We start from the raw sequence: 14,901 nt of genomic DNA, 5'->3' as shown, positions 1-14,901 counted from the left end.
ATATATCTTTAAAAAGACACTTTGAGCGATAGGAAGACAAGTTTGAATCAACGCAGCAGAAACCTTCATCCCTCCCTGTCTATTGAGCAGGCTCCGTCAGCAGTATTCATGAATTTTGAGGCTTTTCTTTCTAATACGGAGACTCGAGAGCATAGCCATGCTTGGGGGCAAGTGCAGTTAATTTCCGGAGGTATTCTTGAGATGGAGGCAGAAGAAGTACGTTTTTTGGCTCCGCCCCATCTGGCTATTTGGGTACCCGCAGGGATCCTCCATAAAAGTTATAACCGACGTCCGTTAGCGTACTGTTCGTTAAATATTGCGACTGAAATGACCGAAGGTTTCCCACAAAAAACCAGTCTAATTAAAGTCACCCCGATTGTTTCGGCGATCATTGATGACTTTCGTCAGCGCTCAGTGAGTGTCGCAACCCGTCGTGAAGATCAGCGTTTAGTACAAGTGTTACTCGATCAATTAGCCACGCAGGAGACGCAGCACCATTTCCTGCCTTCTAGTCATCACAAATATTTGTCGCCGATACTCAAAGCGATTGAAGAAAATCCAACCGATGAAACAACACTTTCGCAATGGGCACAGCGTATCCATACTACCGAGCGAACGTTAGCCCGTTATTGTCAGGCAGAATTAGGCATGAGTTTTACCGAATGGCGATTGCGAGTGCGTTATTTGCATTCGATGGAGTTATTGCGTCATGGACAATCGGTCAAAGAAGTAGCATTAACCTTGGGCTACAATCAGGCCAGTCCGTTTATTAGTATGTTTAAAAAATACTCCGGACAAACGCCGGAGCAGTATAAGAACCGATTGCTGTCTTAAGCTTATCAAGCCAGTACTCGCTTCCGATTTGAAGTGGCAGCAGTGTTGGCTACATTCGTTTACCCCAATCACATGATTTGCCTATGCTCATGGGGATTCACTCACTTGCCGCTTACCTGCAACTTCAAGTCGTTTGGGTATAAATAGTTTAAAGCGCCCACGATCGCTGCCACTTGAGCCGCATTACAGTCGTCACTATTGACCCGTGGACTGTCTGGGTACACTTCGGTGGTTGAGCAGTACTGGCTATTTGTGACTGAAGCGCATAAGCCGAGTTCTTTTACTGGGTAAACAATCACCCCTTCTTGGATAACCGGTGAGCCAATAATCTCACCTTGTTGATCGGCGGGTGCGATGTGAGTGACTTGGCGTACCGACTCAATAATTGCAGCTTGAAAATCCAACTGCGGATTCTCGCTGTCTCCTACCGTATAAAAGCCATCAGGAATATGCCCCGGCTGATAATCGACACCATCGCGCGCCGCTAATGCGGGGCGAAATTCGTTTTCATCACTGTCGGTGGTTTCGTGCAGGTCAATATGGGCAAGTATCGCCGGTAGTTTGTCGACCAGCGCCATCAGGGAAGCCGACTCTTCTGCTGGACTGTTTGGATAAAAACAACGATTAGGATCTAACGCATTGGGGTTCCAGCGTTGAATCGTTTCGTACCCCCAAGGACTGACGCAAGGAACTACGACAATATTCATCTGTTCCGCGTAGCGGTAAGCCTGTTCGGTTAAAAATTGCAGAGCACCAAAAACACCACTGGTTTCATAACCATGTACTCCGCCAGTGACTAAAAGGGTTGGTTTATCCGCATGCCAAGGCTGAGTTTTAACACACAGCAGCGGATATCGCTCAGGGTCGTAAGACAGTGCGCCGTATTGCTCAACACAAAATTGCTCCGATAAAGCATTAATCGCCTCCACCACCGCTTGATAAGGGCGCTGAATCTTAGTTTGTGCACGCCAAGCCTGACGTTCTTGTTCGGTCCATGGTTGACCGCGTGTGCCAATGGGGTAACGATAAGCAGTAGTCATGACTTTCCCTAATAAGAGTAAGAAAAGTCATGAGCTTAAGCGTTATAAGCGGGTACTGCAATTGGTGTCTCGGTTTATTTCACCGTCCAGTGAATAGATTCACCAGCTCGTATTGGAACGACCATGTTGTTACCAAACGGCATCGTATTAGGCACGGACCAAGCTTGCTTAGTTAACGTCACAGTATCTGTATTACGGGGTAAGCCATAAAAATCAGGCCCATTATGACTGGCAAATGCGGCGAGGTTTTCAAGCTTAGCTTGTTTCTCAAACACTTCGGCATACAGCTCAAGGGCGGCGTGCGCGGTGTATGATCCTGCGCAGCCACACGCGGACTCTTTTTGGCCTTGTGCATGGGGCGCGGAATCAGTGCCTAAAAAGAATTTTTTATTGCCAGAGGTGGCCGCGGCAACTAGGGCGTCTTGGTGGGTTGCTCGTTTGAGTATTGGTAAACAGTAGAAATGTGGACGAATGCCGCCGACCAACATGTGGTTACGATTGAACAGTAAATGATGTGCGGTGATCGTCGCGGCGACATTCTCCCCAGCTTGTTTGACAAAGGCGACGGCTTCTGCGGTCGTGATGTGTTCTAAGACAATTTTTAAGTTTGGGAAGTCGTTGACGATAGGCGCTAATACGGTCTCTAAAAAGGTCTTTTCGCGATCAAAGATATCGACATCCTGTGTCGTTACTTCGCCATGCACCAATAACAGTAATCCTTCTTGCTGCATCGCTTGTAGAACTGGGTAGATTTTTTTCGGGTCAGTGACACCAGAGTCAGAGTTGGTAGTCGCACCGGCTGGGTAAAGTTTCGCCGCTACAATCGCACCGGATGCTTTGGCTTTACGGATTTCATCAGGCGAAGTATTGTCGGTGAGATACAGAGTCATTAAGGGTTGAAAGTGAGCGCGAGGTTTAGCCGCTAAGATGCGTTCACGATAGGCAAGAGCCATATCAGTCGTGGTGACTGGTGGGACGGTGTTGGGCATGATCAGTGCACGTCCGTTATAGCGGCTAATGTCTCGAACGGTATCTTGTAAAACATCACCATCGCGTAGATGAACATGCCAGTCGTCGGGACGAGTCAGGGTAAAGGTTGTCATGAATTGCTCCCACCATGGAAAAGTTGAATGATTGGAGCCTAAACCATGTTCACGTACTTATGACGCAAACGCTTCCGTTTAGGCGACAGGATGATAGAGGAAAAGTGGTTTAATATCATCTTTTTCTTTGTTTTCGGCTTTTTATTTCCCTCGCTTTTCCGTTAGGCTTAGCGTCAATAAAAATACCAATAAGGAATCACCATGTCGGCTGTGCAGCTTTCACAAATTAGTATTTATCCCGTCAAATCGACGGCAGGTTTATCGCTGTCGACGGCTTGGGTTGAAAAACAAGGGTTGATGTTTGATCGCCGTTTCATGGTTGCTTTGGCGGATGGCAGTATGGTAACGGCGCGAAAGTACCCAGCTATGGTGGCGATTCGCTCAGCATTAACCGCCGATGGATTGATTTTTACTTCGCCAGGTCGTGAGCCCTTAACGCTGCGTTATAGTACGTTTAAGCGCCAAGTGGCGCAGGCTCAAGTCTGGGATGATAATTTTACCGCTTATACCACCACCGACGAAGCGGATGATTGGTTCAGTGCTGCGTTGGGTCAGCGGGTTGAATTACTCTTTACAGGTGAGCAGTCCAATCGAGTACGCGAGAAAGTCGGCAGCAATGTCAGCTTTGCTGATGGTTATCCCCTGTTATTAATTAGCCAAGCGTCGTTGGATGAGTTGAACCGCCGTAGCCCAGAGCGACATAGCATGACGCAATTTCGAACCAACTTGGTCGTTTCTGGCGGGGAGCCTTTCATCGAAGATAGCTGGAAGCGGATCAGAATTGGTCAGGTTGAATTTGAACTGGTCAAACCCTGTGAACGCTGTATTTTGACCACGGTTGATATGAGTACGGGGCAGTTTCGCCCCAGTACGGAACCGTTAAGAACCTTAGCTCAATTTCGCGCCAATCAACGCGGCGGCGTGTTTTTCGGTCAAAACTTGATTGCAAAAAATGAGGGGATGATCTCGGTTAATGATCCGATCGAAGTCTTGGAATACAAAGAAAAAGAGCACTACCTTGACCAAGGACAGCGCCATTATCAAATGCGCTGCGTTGAGCGCGAGACCATCGCCAATAATTTTGTGACTTTTTGGTTAGAGCCGCAACGCAGTGATTTCCCCGAGTATTTCCCCGGCCAACATTTACCGATTGAAGTGATTATTGACGGTAAAGTGTATCATCGCCGCTATACGCTCTCTTCTAGTCCTTCTCGGCCGGGGCGTTTAGCGATTTCCGTTAAGGCGATCGATGGTGGGCAAGTTTCTCATTGGTTATTGGAACATCTTCAGGTGGGGGAGAGTTTAGTCGCCCAATCTGTTGAGGGAAATTTTCATTTGCGCGATGAGCATTTATCTCAGCCGCTATTATTCTTGTCTGCGGGTAGTGGCATTACGCCTATGTTATCGATGCTGCGTTATTTAGCGGACCACCAAATGATGCAAGATATTGTATTTTATTACCAATGCCGTAGTGAAGCCGATATTCCCGCTCGTGATGAGCTAGACGCTTTACGCTCTGCTCATTCAGGCTTAACGCTGATGATCAGTTTGACTCAGCCTTCTATCGATTGGCCTGCTTTAAAAGGACGACTATCCTTATCTCATCTCAAAAAAATAGAGAATGTGATACAGAGGCAGGTTTTTGTCTGTGGGCCAGATGGATTTATGCAAAAAGCGAAAAACCTGTTGCTGAAGCTAGGTGTTCCAGAAACGGCTTATCACCAGGAGGTCTTTACGGTGACACCATCGGTTAATCGAGCGTATCAGCCCCTCACCATCACACTCGATGGAAAGGCGTTTCAAGGCGATAACCAGACCACGTTGCTTGAGCAAGCCGAGCGAGCGGGTTTAAAAGTGGCCAACAGTTGTCGCGCAGGTTTTTGTGGCGCTTGTAAAGTGACGGTGCAGTCGGGTCGTGTTGAACAACCGGAGTCATTGGCTTTGCCCGATCATGAACGCCATCTTGGTAAAGTATTGGCGTGTTGCAGTGTTCCTGAAACCGATATTGAAGTAATAAGCTCATAAATCGGCGACAGGCCAAAAGAAAAAGCCACTCCTGAAATGTCAGGAGTGGCTCGATTAAGTGGACAACAATTAAGCTTTATTGCGTACAGGATTGGCGTAACTGTCGAGCAAATAACGTTGAGCATCAACAGGGAGTTGAGCTAACTTCGCTTCCAGTTGCACTTTATGCTCATCCTGTATCTCCTCGTGGTCGACATTCGCCGCCAAGTAGTTGATTGGATAGAGACGATAATTAGCGTGAATTTGGCGATCAATTTCATCGGCTAAGGCTTCTGGAGTAGCAAAAGGCTCGCTAATTACGTCACCAAAGGCAACATGGATTCGTCCTTTTTCGCCAACAATCCCTTGAATAATGCTTTCAATATCTTCAAATTCGGCTTTTTGGTATTGGCCGTGAGTCGCTTTTTCATACAGTTCGCGTGCTTTGGCGACGTCGCAAGGGTCATTTTCGTAAGCAATCGACACCGGTACAATATTGAGTGATTGCATATATTCAGCAAAATCAACTTTTTGTTTACGTCCTTCGACATGAAACATTTTTAAAATCGCCGCATCAGTAAAATCGTTACCATCTTTGGCTCGTCCTTCTTTCTGGGCGATCCAGATCGAGTTGCCCGTCTCCAGCGAGTGCTTAATGTAGCCTGATAACGTACCGAGCATCTTCATCATTTCGCGCGGTCCTTTAGCAGAACGTTGCACGATAAAGCTTTTATTCAGACGCATTAATTCCGTGGCACAGGGTTTCTTCAATAAGTTATCGCCAATCGCAATGCGTACCGTTCGATGGCCGCTTTTATGCAGACCATAATTAACTAACGCAGGATCCATGGCGATATCGCGATGATTAGAGATAAAAAGGTAAGAGCGATTTTTATCTAATTGATCAAGCCCACTATAAGTAACGCCATTGGTGGTATGTTCCAAGGTTTGATCGAGATATTTCTTTACCTCTAGCTGAATGGCTTCAACCGAAGTCAGTTTGGCCCACTTAAATTTCAAATAGATTTTTACGATAGGGCTCAATAGTGGTCTGAGCCAAGCAGGTTGGTGAGCAAAACGGTGCTGCAAAATCGCCGAGATAAATTCTTCATCATTGATTAAACGGTCAAGCGCCGCAGGAATTTCATCGTCATTATAAGGACGTATATCTAAATAAGGATCGTTGGTTGAGGTCATAGTATTGTACATCAAATAAAAAGCTCGCCTATTCTACGCATACTCTGAGTGACTCGCAGCTATCATAAGCACATAATTTACAAGGTCAGACCAGAATCAGTCTGATAAGGTTCAGTTCAGTTGGCTTTTTTATCAAGAAGCGTTACTCTTAGCGCCCTTAAAATGCATGAGGCCAACCATGAACTACGCGATTCAATCTGAAACTTGTACTTTTCCTTATTTGCAAGTGACGGCGCGAAAACGAACGAGTAAGCATAGCTTAATCCAAGTGAATCACGGTTTAGTCTTATTTCGACTTGGCAAACATGAATACGCCATAGAAGCCCACCAAGCATTATGGATCCCCATCGATTGCTTGTGTGCATTAACTTTTTTTCCGAATACTCAAATCACACGAGTGGATTTTTCAGTCCGCCTGCGCTGTCCGTTTCCTTCGCAGGCTGGAACGATTAAACACAATGACTTGAGCAGCAGTATTTTACAACGCTTACAACAGCCTGTCTCTACAACTCCAGTGTATCCTCATTTATTGCAAGTGCTGAAGTATGAAGTACAAAACTTTGAACCCAAACTCAAACTCACCGGTTTAAGCCAAGTATTGAGTCAATGGACGCCAGACAGCCATCTTGGGATCAGTAAAGAGTATCATTTGGCATTATTGGTGCGTGAGGCACGAAAGCGCCGTCTGTCAGGGGTAAAAGAAGCGCTAATTATTGAGACTCTGTTTGCCAGTCAAGTTGAACAGTATCAACAACTGTGTCAATTGATTTTAGGTGAGCAACCTTAATTCATTTCAGCCAAGCTAATCCTTATCGGGCGACGGCTCCGCCTAAGGTAAGATTGGTCGGCCATTGTTGAATCTGATTCCCTCCTAAAAAGATGTTGCCATTGACCGTCATGGTGTCTGGAAAACGGGTGATCTGGGAGCCGCCAATATACAGATCACCTTGAACGACCAAGCCTTCTGGAAGTTCGGTTAGCGGGGTTCTGACGACGCTTAGATCTCCCTTAACGACCAACCTTGGCGGTAGCTGCTCAAGCGGGGTATCGGTCAAATTGATGTACCCTCCGACATTAACGCCAGCAGGCCAACGGGTGATTTGTGAGCCGAGTAGATTCGCATAACCACGAATAAAGGTTCCACGAGGGATACGTTGCAGTTGGCTATTGCTTGCTTCCAAACTGCCTTCTACACGAAGTTGAGGGGGTAGACGTTTAATCGAGGTTTGCGCAATATTAAGGTTGCCTTTGACTTCAAGGCCATTAGGCAATTCAGTATAAGGTTTATTGCGTAAATTGAGGTTGCCATAATTATCTAAATGGTTGAGTATTTTATAATAATCAAGAGGGATGGCGAGCAAAGGCAGTGCGCATAGTAAGCTCAATACACCCAGTAACCAGTGCCGCATGGCTGACATCCTTGTGTTGGTGACCACGGTAAAAGTATCGGTCTAATGCTGCGGATTTTCAATGAATGGTTGTCGCTTTGTATTGCTGCGGGTATCAGGCGAGCGAGTGATCGCTCACCTGAGCACTTTAGCGGAATAATGAACGCGACTTGAGCTCAAAAATCAACTTTTCCGCACTGACTTCAAATTTGAATTGAGCATGCAGTTTATTGGCTTCTTGAGTAGGAAGAATTTGATATTCAACGTTGGCACACACTTGTTGAGCGAGTTGTAGGTATTTATCAAACTCTTGTTGAAGTAAATCTTGTTCGGTCGCAAAAATGGTGACTTCGGCAACTTCGTCACCTTCTTTAATGATAAATCCCATTTCTCCGGCAACACCACAGGCTTCACATACTTCATCTTCAACGTAGCATTGATTGGTCATCTCATTATCCTCTTATAAAAACTAAGGCTATTTTAGCCTGCTATGATGTCGCTTACCACTTAATATCCGCTTTCGATCGGATTGGTTCATGTTGATATCAGTTGAAGTGGAATCTCGATCAATCAATGATTCATACTATGATTGAATAGTCAGTGCAGCGTAGATGAACGATGAGTACGTGGCAATATCTTGTGATGTGCGTCAAGAATTTGTGCGAATGAGTGACAGTTTTTTGTCATAATGCTACCGGTTTCATTGCCTTCACTAGGACTTTGTAAGATGATCCCGACGGTTTGCTGACTATTTAACCTCGCAAGAACAACAGTCTTTGAACTATCTAGCCGAATAATCACCCTTTGATGAAGAGCATGAGCCATGCCAAAACGTAGTAAAGAAGATACTGAAATTACGATTCAAAGAATTATGGATGCCGTTATCGATCAACTGCTCAGTTTGGGCTACGACAAAATGTCTTACACCACATTAAGTCAGCAGACTGGGGTCTCGAGAACGGGTATTAGTCATCACTTCCCTAAGAAAACCGATTTTGCGTTAGCGTTAGAAAGCAAAATTTTTCACCAATTCACGGAACATTTAGAGTTAGAACAAGGGTTGAATGAATTTGCAGAAAGCTGGTTGAAGGCGCTACGCACGACTCCGGCTTTTATGGCAACACTGCGTTTATTGTTTCAACATGTGGTCATGGCTGAGCGTGCCGAGTTTTTTTCAGCGCAAATGATGACTCGGCTTTATAAACTGGTTGACGACAAATGGGGACCACAAAGTCGCCAACAATTAGAGTGGTTGATTGGTAAATCGATCATTGCGATGAGTGAGCTTGATTAAACCGGGTAGACCATTGGGAAATCTAACGTCGGGTGAGGGGCGACCATCGAATGATGGTCATAGACCTGCTTGATCATCTCGGCGCTCAGAGCTTGCCACGGTGGAGCATCACAGACAATGTGTCCTTGATGAAGAATCACCATCCGATCGGCGTATTGCGCCGCTAAGTTCAAATCATGTAAGACAATCACGACGGCGCATTGTTCTTCACGAGCTAACTGACGAGCGATAAGCAAGGTATTATGTTGGTGCGCCAAGTCTAATGCCGACGTGGGTTCATCAAGCATTAAGACTTTTTGCTCACCGGATTGATGCAGTTGGGTGAGCACTCTTGCTAAATGTAAACGCTGTTTTTCTCCGCCTGAGAGTTCAGGATAGAGCCTATTAGCTAACGGTAAAACATCGGTCTTTTGCATATAATAACGCGCTAATTGCCGAGTTTGTCGATGGCCAATATCAAGCGGGATCGCACCAAGTTCGACTACTTCTTGAGCCGTAAATGGAAAGTTTAATGAGCTACTTTGCGGTAAAATACCGACATGTTTTGCTAAGGTCTTTGCTGACCAGTTTTCGCGAGGTTGGCCGAAGAAACGAATGCGAGAGTGGGTGTCAATCTCGCCACTTAACGCTTTCAATAAGGTACTTTTCCCCGCACCATTAGGACCAAGTAAAGCAGTGACTTCGCCATGATGGAGTTCAATATTGATATCTTTTAATATCGATTTTGAATGAAAACAGACCGTTAAGTGATGCGCTTGAATCGCTGGAGTAAGCATTAAAACAGTTTCCCTTTTTGTTTAAACAGTAAATAGAGAAAAAAGGGAGCACCGACGAGCGCTGTGACAATCCCGATCGGTAATTCACTTGGTGCAACGGCAACTCGGGCAAACATATCGGCGCAAGTCAGCAGTAATGCACCAAGGAGAGCGGAGACGGGTAATAAATATCGATGATCAGGGCCAACGAGCATCCGCCCTAAATGGGGCACGACCAAGCCGACAAAACCAATCATCCCAGCCACGCTGACCGTGATACCAACGCCTGCGGCGCAAAGTATGATCAGCGCTCGCTTGAGTTGCTGAGTGCCAATACCTAGGTGGCGAGCTTCCGATTCACCCAGCAAAAGCGCATTCAGTGCCATCGCTCGACGATGAAAGCAATAAGCTAATATTCCCAGTACGAATAGACACAAATAGATTTGTGGCCAATTAGCGCCAGCAAATGAACCCATCGACCATAGGGTTAGATCACGCAGCATTTGATCGTCAGCCAGAAAATTTAAATAGCCAATCCCTGCCCCAGAAAGCGCACTGATCGCTACGCCAGCCAATAGCATGATGGTCACTGAAGTTCCCAATTGACTGGTGCCTAGTCGATAAACCAGTAACGTTGTTAATACTCCGCCGATAAAAGCACACAAGGGGAGCGTGAACATGCTCATCCATGTGGCATTCAATTCAAAAGAGGCGAGTAATACAATGGCGAGCGCTGCGCCTAATGATGCACCTGCAGATACCCCAATGATCCCTGGTTCAGCGAGAGGGTTACGAAACAAGCCCTGCATAACAACCCCGCAGAGCGCTAATATTGCGCCAACCAATAAACACAGGAGAGTGCGTGGGAGACGAATTTGGTGAATAACCAGATTAATATGAGTCGCAATATCATCAGAGCGAAATAGTAAGCTATATAGGCTATCTCGAAAACTGATCGACATCGGTCCAACGGTAATGGAAGCTAAACTTAATATTCCCAAACTTAGCGCTAGGGCAATAAGTAATAGATGAATAGGCACATGACGTAACACGGCTATTATCCCTTTGGATAGAGCAGCGCTTGCAAACGCAGTGCTTCTTGAATGGTTTTCAGGCCGACGCCGCCGACGAGTGCATGACCATCAATGGTAATGATGCGTTGATGGATACCCGCAGGTGTCGCTTTTAACATCGGCAGTGCTTCTAGAATCGCCTCTGCTCCGCCGAGCTGATCATAGCTACGGCCACTGACCAAAATAACGTCTGGCTGCATGGTGATCAGCGCTTCCATCGATAAGGGTTTATAGGCTGAAATCATCTCCGCAGCAGGATTACGAGCGCCAGCTAAAGTGATCAGCGTATCAGGAATGGTATTTGAGCCCGCGACGTTGGCTGCTCGCCCTTCATGGAGCAGTAAAAATAGCACCTTGAGTGGCGATTGATCAGGCTGTCCCTCTTTAAGTTGCTCTAATGTCCCATTCACTTGATGTTTTAATGTTTTCGCTGCCGATTGGCGGTCAATTAACTGGGCGATTTGATCGATACGTTCAAGCAAACCTTGCGGATGAGGATCACTGTTGATGATATTGACTTTGACACCTGCAGAGCGTAGCTGGCGTAGGGTACTTTCTGGTCCCATTTCCTCTGAGCCAATTAATTGGGTTGGATTCAACGCTAACAAGCCTTCTGCCGAGAGCTGTCGGTGATAACCCACTTGAGGGAGTTCACGCGTGCGCGGTTCATTGCTGGTTACATCAACCGCAATGAGCTGATCTTGTCCACCTAACGCAAAGATAAGTTCAGTAACACTGCTCCCTGCACTGATCACACGCTCCGCTGCCGATAAATGATGAGCGCACAAGAGGAATAAAACACTGGCAAGTCGCCGAATAAAAGGTATGGACAATTTCATAATGCTGCTCATTAACTAAATGGGCCACGTTATACCCAGCCTACATGAAGCTGCCGCGGTATTGGCTATTTCTGGTTTCAAGAGCGCAAATTATTACTCATAATACAAACAATATCAATTATCAATTGTATTATCGTTTGTGTCTAATTATTCTTAGCCGCGTTGAGGTACTCACGTAATTGTATTGGATAACAAAATGGAACAATTATCACACCAAGTGGCGCAGTTATTAAATGATGAGCCCGCATTACTCCCAGCACAGATTGCTGAACGTTTAAGCGTGAGTGAATTTGCTGTCGTGTCTGCTTTTCCTAACGAAATGGTTACCCTGCTCTCGGGTGATCATGCGCAGATGGTATTAACGGAGATTGCTGATTGGGGGACAAACGTGACCACTATCGTGCAGTCATTTGGCTCTATTTTTGAAATCAAAGCCCCGTTACCGAAGGGTAAAATGGCGCGTGGTTACTACAACTTGTTGGGGCAACCAGGCCAACTTCATGGCCACTTAAAATTAGAGTTGATTGATCACGTTGCTTTGGTCAGTAAACCTTTTATGGGGCGAGAGAGCCACTATTTTGGTTTTTTCACTCAGCAGGGGGATTCTATTTTTAAGATTTATTTAGGCCGCGATGACAAGCGAGAGCTTATCGCTCAGCAGGTCGATCGTTTTCAAACGATGCAACAACAATTTAAATAATCGCCTGGTAAGGAGAACGTCAATGGAACAGCAAGTTAAACAAGAAAGACTACAAGGTCGTTTAGAGCCAGAAATTAAAGAGTTTCGTCAACAGCGCACGACATTACAGCTCGCGACGGTTGATGCACAAGGTAAACCAAATGTAAGTTATGCTCCCTTTGTACAAAATCAAGCAGGCTACTTTATTCTGATTTCTCATATTGCGCGTCATGCGCGTAATTTAGCGGTCAACCCTCAAGTATCGATCATGATGATTGAAGATGAATCGACGGCTAAGCAGCTGTTTGCTCGTAAGCGGTTAACGTTTGATGCCCAAGCGAGCATGATTGAACGTCACTCGCCGCTATGGCAACAGGTGATTGAACAAATGCAACAGCGATTTGGTGACATTATTGATAACCTCAGTCAACTTGAAGACTTCTCACTATTTTGCTTAAAGCCAGAGCATGGATTGTTTGTGAAAGGTTTTGGACAAGCGTATCAAGTGTCAGGGGATGATCTGGTTGATTTTGTTCATCTTGAAGAGGGGCATCGTCAAATCGCGAACGCGTAGTCGTTCGGAGATACACGGTTTGGACATCAAAGGCTGATTATTCAGCCTTTGATCAGGGTAGCGGTGAACATCAATCAATACTTCGATGTGCTAGCTTTGGTAATTGTTTTTTTTGTGTTTTTTTGGCACTTTTTTCGGGAGCTTTGGCGAGAACCACAACTGGACGAACAATAAATAAATTATTCGGGTAGAGAACTCGATTACCGTCTAAGGTTTCGAGTACGACATTAAATAGCGTCATATCTACCAATCGTCCTTCGATAAAGTTACCCCCATCGATGATTTTTACCCAAGATCCGATTCGGCAGTGATTTTGGATAAACAGCACTAAGAAGGAGGTAATATTACTGAGTAAAGACCAGCTTGCGAATAAAGCTACCCCGATCAAAGCAAACAACGAAGAGCCGATCACCAACAGCCCACGTAATTCGATCCCCCAGATCATCATGATCCCTAAGAGAATCATCACAAAAAGCGAGGTTTTGAGTAGCCATTTAACCCGCTGTAATCGGTCACTATCTTCCCGTTGCCCAACGGTTTTATCCAATACCCGCAAACTCAAAAAAACCAGTTTAGGATAGAGCAGTAAGATGAGCACAGAGAGTGCCCATTGGTAGTTATCTTGTAATAAAGAAAGCACTTGCATAATACAGTTATCCTCTTCCTACTTGAAACGCAGCGATGCTGGCTAGGTTCGTTGCTCTCCAATCGTATGGTTTATCTATCTTTATAGGGATGATGAGAGTCATGCTCGACTCTTATCTGCCGCTTACCTGCAACGGCAAGTGATGTGAGATGAATCCATTAAATGGCAGTGAAAATAACTGAAATACACGGAATTTCAATCGAATTCTTTTCGTGGAGGTAGGATAGAGAAAGTATAGATAGAGTTCGAAACAATTTTTATGCTGCTTGTTAAGCGTTTTGATGATTTTTTGACTTAAATTTGTTAATATTAACGCTTAATTATAAAAAATAGGCCCGTTTTTTGGTTTTTGATGCTTTGAGTTGAAATGTTTTCCATTGGCATCTCCAAGTCATATAAGGTGAGTGGTGGATGAACAGGGTGTGTATTTCCATGATTCTGATGATCATGTGATAAGTCGAAATCATGCCGTTAATATCGACACCACTGCAAGCTAAATCAATCGCTAAACGAAACGTGGCAGTAAAACAGTAAGGAGCGTAGTACGTGCGACACATTTACCGAATAATCTTTGCCATGGTGATGCTGATAGGGTCAGTCGCTTGGGCACAGGAAGATCGTGAGCCGCCATATTCAGAATCGCCACTTTTGGATAGGCCATTAGTCGAACGTTACATCCTCGATGAATTGAGAGCATTACGTCAGGATCAACAAGATTTAGAACGTCGCTTAACCATTCAAATTACCGACCGTGAATTGTCCGTCGCCGATCGGTCACTGAGTTATTCTAATGTTACCGTGACTTACTTTTTCTATGTCATTGCTGGTGTGGCTTCTTTAGTGGCTTTAATTGGTTGGCAATCTCTGCGTGAAGTAAAACATAATACTCGGGAGATGGCCGATAAAAGCATTAATAAAATCGCTCAAGAATATGAACGTAAGTTTGTCGCTTTAGAGCAAGATTTAAAGCGCAAAAGCCGGATTATCACTGACAATAACCGTGAAATTGAAGTGATTAATGAGATCCATAATTTATGGCTGAGATCGCAAAGTGTGCAGACGGCAGAACAGCGAATTGAAGTGTATGACGAAATCCTCAAAATTCGTCCTGGCGATCTCGAAGCGTTAACCTATAAAGCTGATGCCGTTATGGAAATGCAAGAATATCACTGGGCGATGAGTTTATGTAACCGAGTGTTAGAACTCGATGACGATAACGGGCCTGCGTTGTATCAGCGCGCGTGTGCTTATGCTCGTTTAGGCGCAGATGAACAAGCGTTGGAAGATATTCAACGGGCGATAGAGATAAGCCCTTCAATGCGCGATTTAATTCTTGAAGAGCCCGATTTTGAATCACTGTACAGTAACAAAAACTTCAATGCGTTAATCAACCACAATTAAGATTGTCCTTTGGTACTTAAAGCCGCGATAGCGATTTGGATAATTTTGGCGATTTAACAACCAAATGGCTCAGG

The 14,901-nt window shown here is 45.2% G+C and carries 16 protein-coding genes; 7 read left to right on the top strand and 9 right to left on the bottom strand.

All coding sequences use genetic code 11. The features are described 5' to 3' along the window. Window positions 1–42: 42 nt before the first annotated feature. The gene (locus tag FKN93_RS03360; protein ID WP_170904479.1) at window positions 43–834 is read left to right on the top strand and encodes a helix-turn-helix transcriptional regulator; all 792 of its coding nucleotides are present in this window, start codon (window positions 43–45) and stop codon (window positions 832–834) included. A gap of 101 nt (window positions 835–935) precedes the next feature. Here FKN93_RS03360 and FKN93_RS03355 read toward each other — a convergent pair whose 3' ends face one another. Both FKN93_RS03355 and pyrC read right to left on the bottom strand, forming a co-directional pair. After that, window positions 936–1,874, bottom strand: coding sequence for a M14 family metallocarboxypeptidase (locus FKN93_RS03355; RefSeq protein WP_170904478.1), 939 nt, complete (start codon window positions 1,872–1,874; stop codon window positions 936–938). A gap of 74 nt (window positions 1,875–1,948) precedes the next feature. Then, on the bottom strand, window positions 1,949–2,977 hold the full coding sequence (gene pyrC, locus FKN93_RS03350; protein ID WP_004396707.1) for a dihydroorotase: 1,029 nt from the start codon (window positions 2,975–2,977) through the stop codon (window positions 1,949–1,951). 201 nt (window positions 2,978–3,178) lie between these two features. On the opposite strand from pyrC, the gene FKN93_RS03345 reads away from it, so the two are divergent. Next, window positions 3,179–5,002, top strand: a complete 1,824-nt coding sequence (locus tag FKN93_RS03345) for a hybrid-cluster NAD(P)-dependent oxidoreductase (protein ID WP_170904477.1) — start codon at window positions 3,179–3,181, stop codon at window positions 5,000–5,002. A 69-nt stretch (window positions 5,003–5,071) separates the two neighbouring features. On the opposite strand, the gene FKN93_RS03340 is transcribed toward FKN93_RS03345, so the two are convergent. Next, window positions 5,072–6,178, bottom strand: coding sequence for a 1-acyl-sn-glycerol-3-phosphate acyltransferase (locus FKN93_RS03340; protein ID WP_004396705.1), 1,107 nt, complete (start codon window positions 6,176–6,178; stop codon window positions 5,072–5,074). 178 nt (window positions 6,179–6,356) lie between these two features. Here FKN93_RS03340 and FKN93_RS03335 point away from each other — a divergent pair, with 178 nt between their 5' ends. Then, window positions 6,357–6,965, top strand: a complete 609-nt coding sequence (locus FKN93_RS03335; RefSeq protein ID WP_170904476.1) for an AraC family transcriptional regulator — start codon at window positions 6,357–6,359, stop codon at window positions 6,963–6,965. A 22-nt stretch (window positions 6,966–6,987) separates the two neighbouring features. Here the strand turns inward: FKN93_RS03335 and FKN93_RS03330 are convergent, their stop codons facing one another. Both FKN93_RS03330 and FKN93_RS03325 read right to left on the bottom strand, forming a co-directional pair. Continuing rightward, window positions 6,988–7,587, bottom strand: a complete 600-nt coding sequence (locus tag FKN93_RS03330; protein ID WP_170904475.1) for a hypothetical protein — start codon at window positions 7,585–7,587, stop codon at window positions 6,988–6,990. A gap of 127 nt (window positions 7,588–7,714) precedes the next feature. Then, on the bottom strand, window positions 7,715–8,014 hold the full coding sequence (locus FKN93_RS03325; RefSeq protein ID WP_004396702.1) for a YfcZ/YiiS family protein: 300 nt from the start codon (window positions 8,012–8,014) through the stop codon (window positions 7,715–7,717). A 375-nt stretch (window positions 8,015–8,389) separates the two neighbouring features. On the opposite strand from FKN93_RS03325, the gene FKN93_RS03320 reads away from it, so the two are divergent. Then, window positions 8,390–8,860, top strand: a complete 471-nt coding sequence (locus FKN93_RS03320; RefSeq protein ID WP_170904474.1) for a TetR family transcriptional regulator — start codon at window positions 8,390–8,392, stop codon at window positions 8,858–8,860. On the opposite strand, the gene FKN93_RS03315 is transcribed toward FKN93_RS03320, so the two are convergent. The 3 genes from FKN93_RS03315 to FKN93_RS03305 are packed head-to-tail and all read right to left on the bottom strand — an operon-like array spanning window position 8,857 to window position 11,527. Further along, window positions 8,857–9,636 (bottom strand): heme ABC transporter ATP-binding protein, encoded by a 780-nt coding sequence (locus tag FKN93_RS03315; RefSeq protein ID WP_154170751.1) that lies wholly within the window; start codon window positions 9,634–9,636, stop codon window positions 8,857–8,859. The genes FKN93_RS03320 and FKN93_RS03315 overlap by 4 nt on opposite strands. Then, on the bottom strand, window positions 9,636–10,655 hold the full coding sequence (locus FKN93_RS03310) for an iron ABC transporter permease (RefSeq protein ID WP_332395846.1): 1,020 nt from the start codon (window positions 10,653–10,655) through the stop codon (window positions 9,636–9,638). The genes FKN93_RS03315 and FKN93_RS03310 overlap by 1 nt, the downstream gene beginning before the upstream one ends. 17 nt (window positions 10,656–10,672) lie before the next feature. Beyond that, window positions 10,673–11,527 (bottom strand): hemin ABC transporter substrate-binding protein, encoded by an 855-nt coding sequence (locus FKN93_RS03305; RefSeq protein ID WP_233268120.1) that lies wholly within the window; start codon window positions 11,525–11,527, stop codon window positions 10,673–10,675. Between the two features lie 196 nt (window positions 11,528–11,723). Between FKN93_RS03305 and hutX the strand changes: the two genes are divergently transcribed. Continuing rightward, on the top strand, window positions 11,724–12,227 hold the full coding sequence (hutX, locus tag FKN93_RS03300) for a heme utilization cystosolic carrier protein HutX (RefSeq protein WP_158137226.1): 504 nt from the start codon (window positions 11,724–11,726) through the stop codon (window positions 12,225–12,227). Between the two features lie 22 nt (window positions 12,228–12,249). Continuing rightward, complete coding sequence (hutZ, locus tag FKN93_RS03295; RefSeq protein ID WP_154170750.1) at window positions 12,250–12,780, top strand: heme utilization protein HutZ; 531 nt, start codon at window positions 12,250–12,252, stop codon at window positions 12,778–12,780. 70 nt (window positions 12,781–12,850) lie between these two features. Here the strand turns inward: hutZ and FKN93_RS03290 are convergent, their stop codons facing one another. Further along, on the bottom strand, window positions 12,851–13,426 hold the full coding sequence (locus tag FKN93_RS03290; protein WP_154170749.1) for a mechanosensitive ion channel domain-containing protein: 576 nt from the start codon (window positions 13,424–13,426) through the stop codon (window positions 12,851–12,853). Window positions 13,427–14,002: 576 nt separating this feature from the next. Here FKN93_RS03290 and FKN93_RS03285 point away from each other — a divergent pair. Continuing rightward, window positions 14,003–14,827, top strand: coding sequence for a tetratricopeptide repeat protein (locus FKN93_RS03285; RefSeq protein ID WP_202598167.1), 825 nt, complete (start codon window positions 14,003–14,005; stop codon window positions 14,825–14,827). Window positions 14,828–14,901: the final 74 nt, after the last annotated feature.

Source organism: Vibrio sp. A8-1 (assembly GCF_013048685.1).
Lineage (GTDB): Bacteria > Pseudomonadota > Gammaproteobacteria > Enterobacterales > Vibrionaceae > Vibrio > Vibrio metschnikovii.
This window is presented reverse-complemented; position numbering and strand designations above follow the sequence as displayed.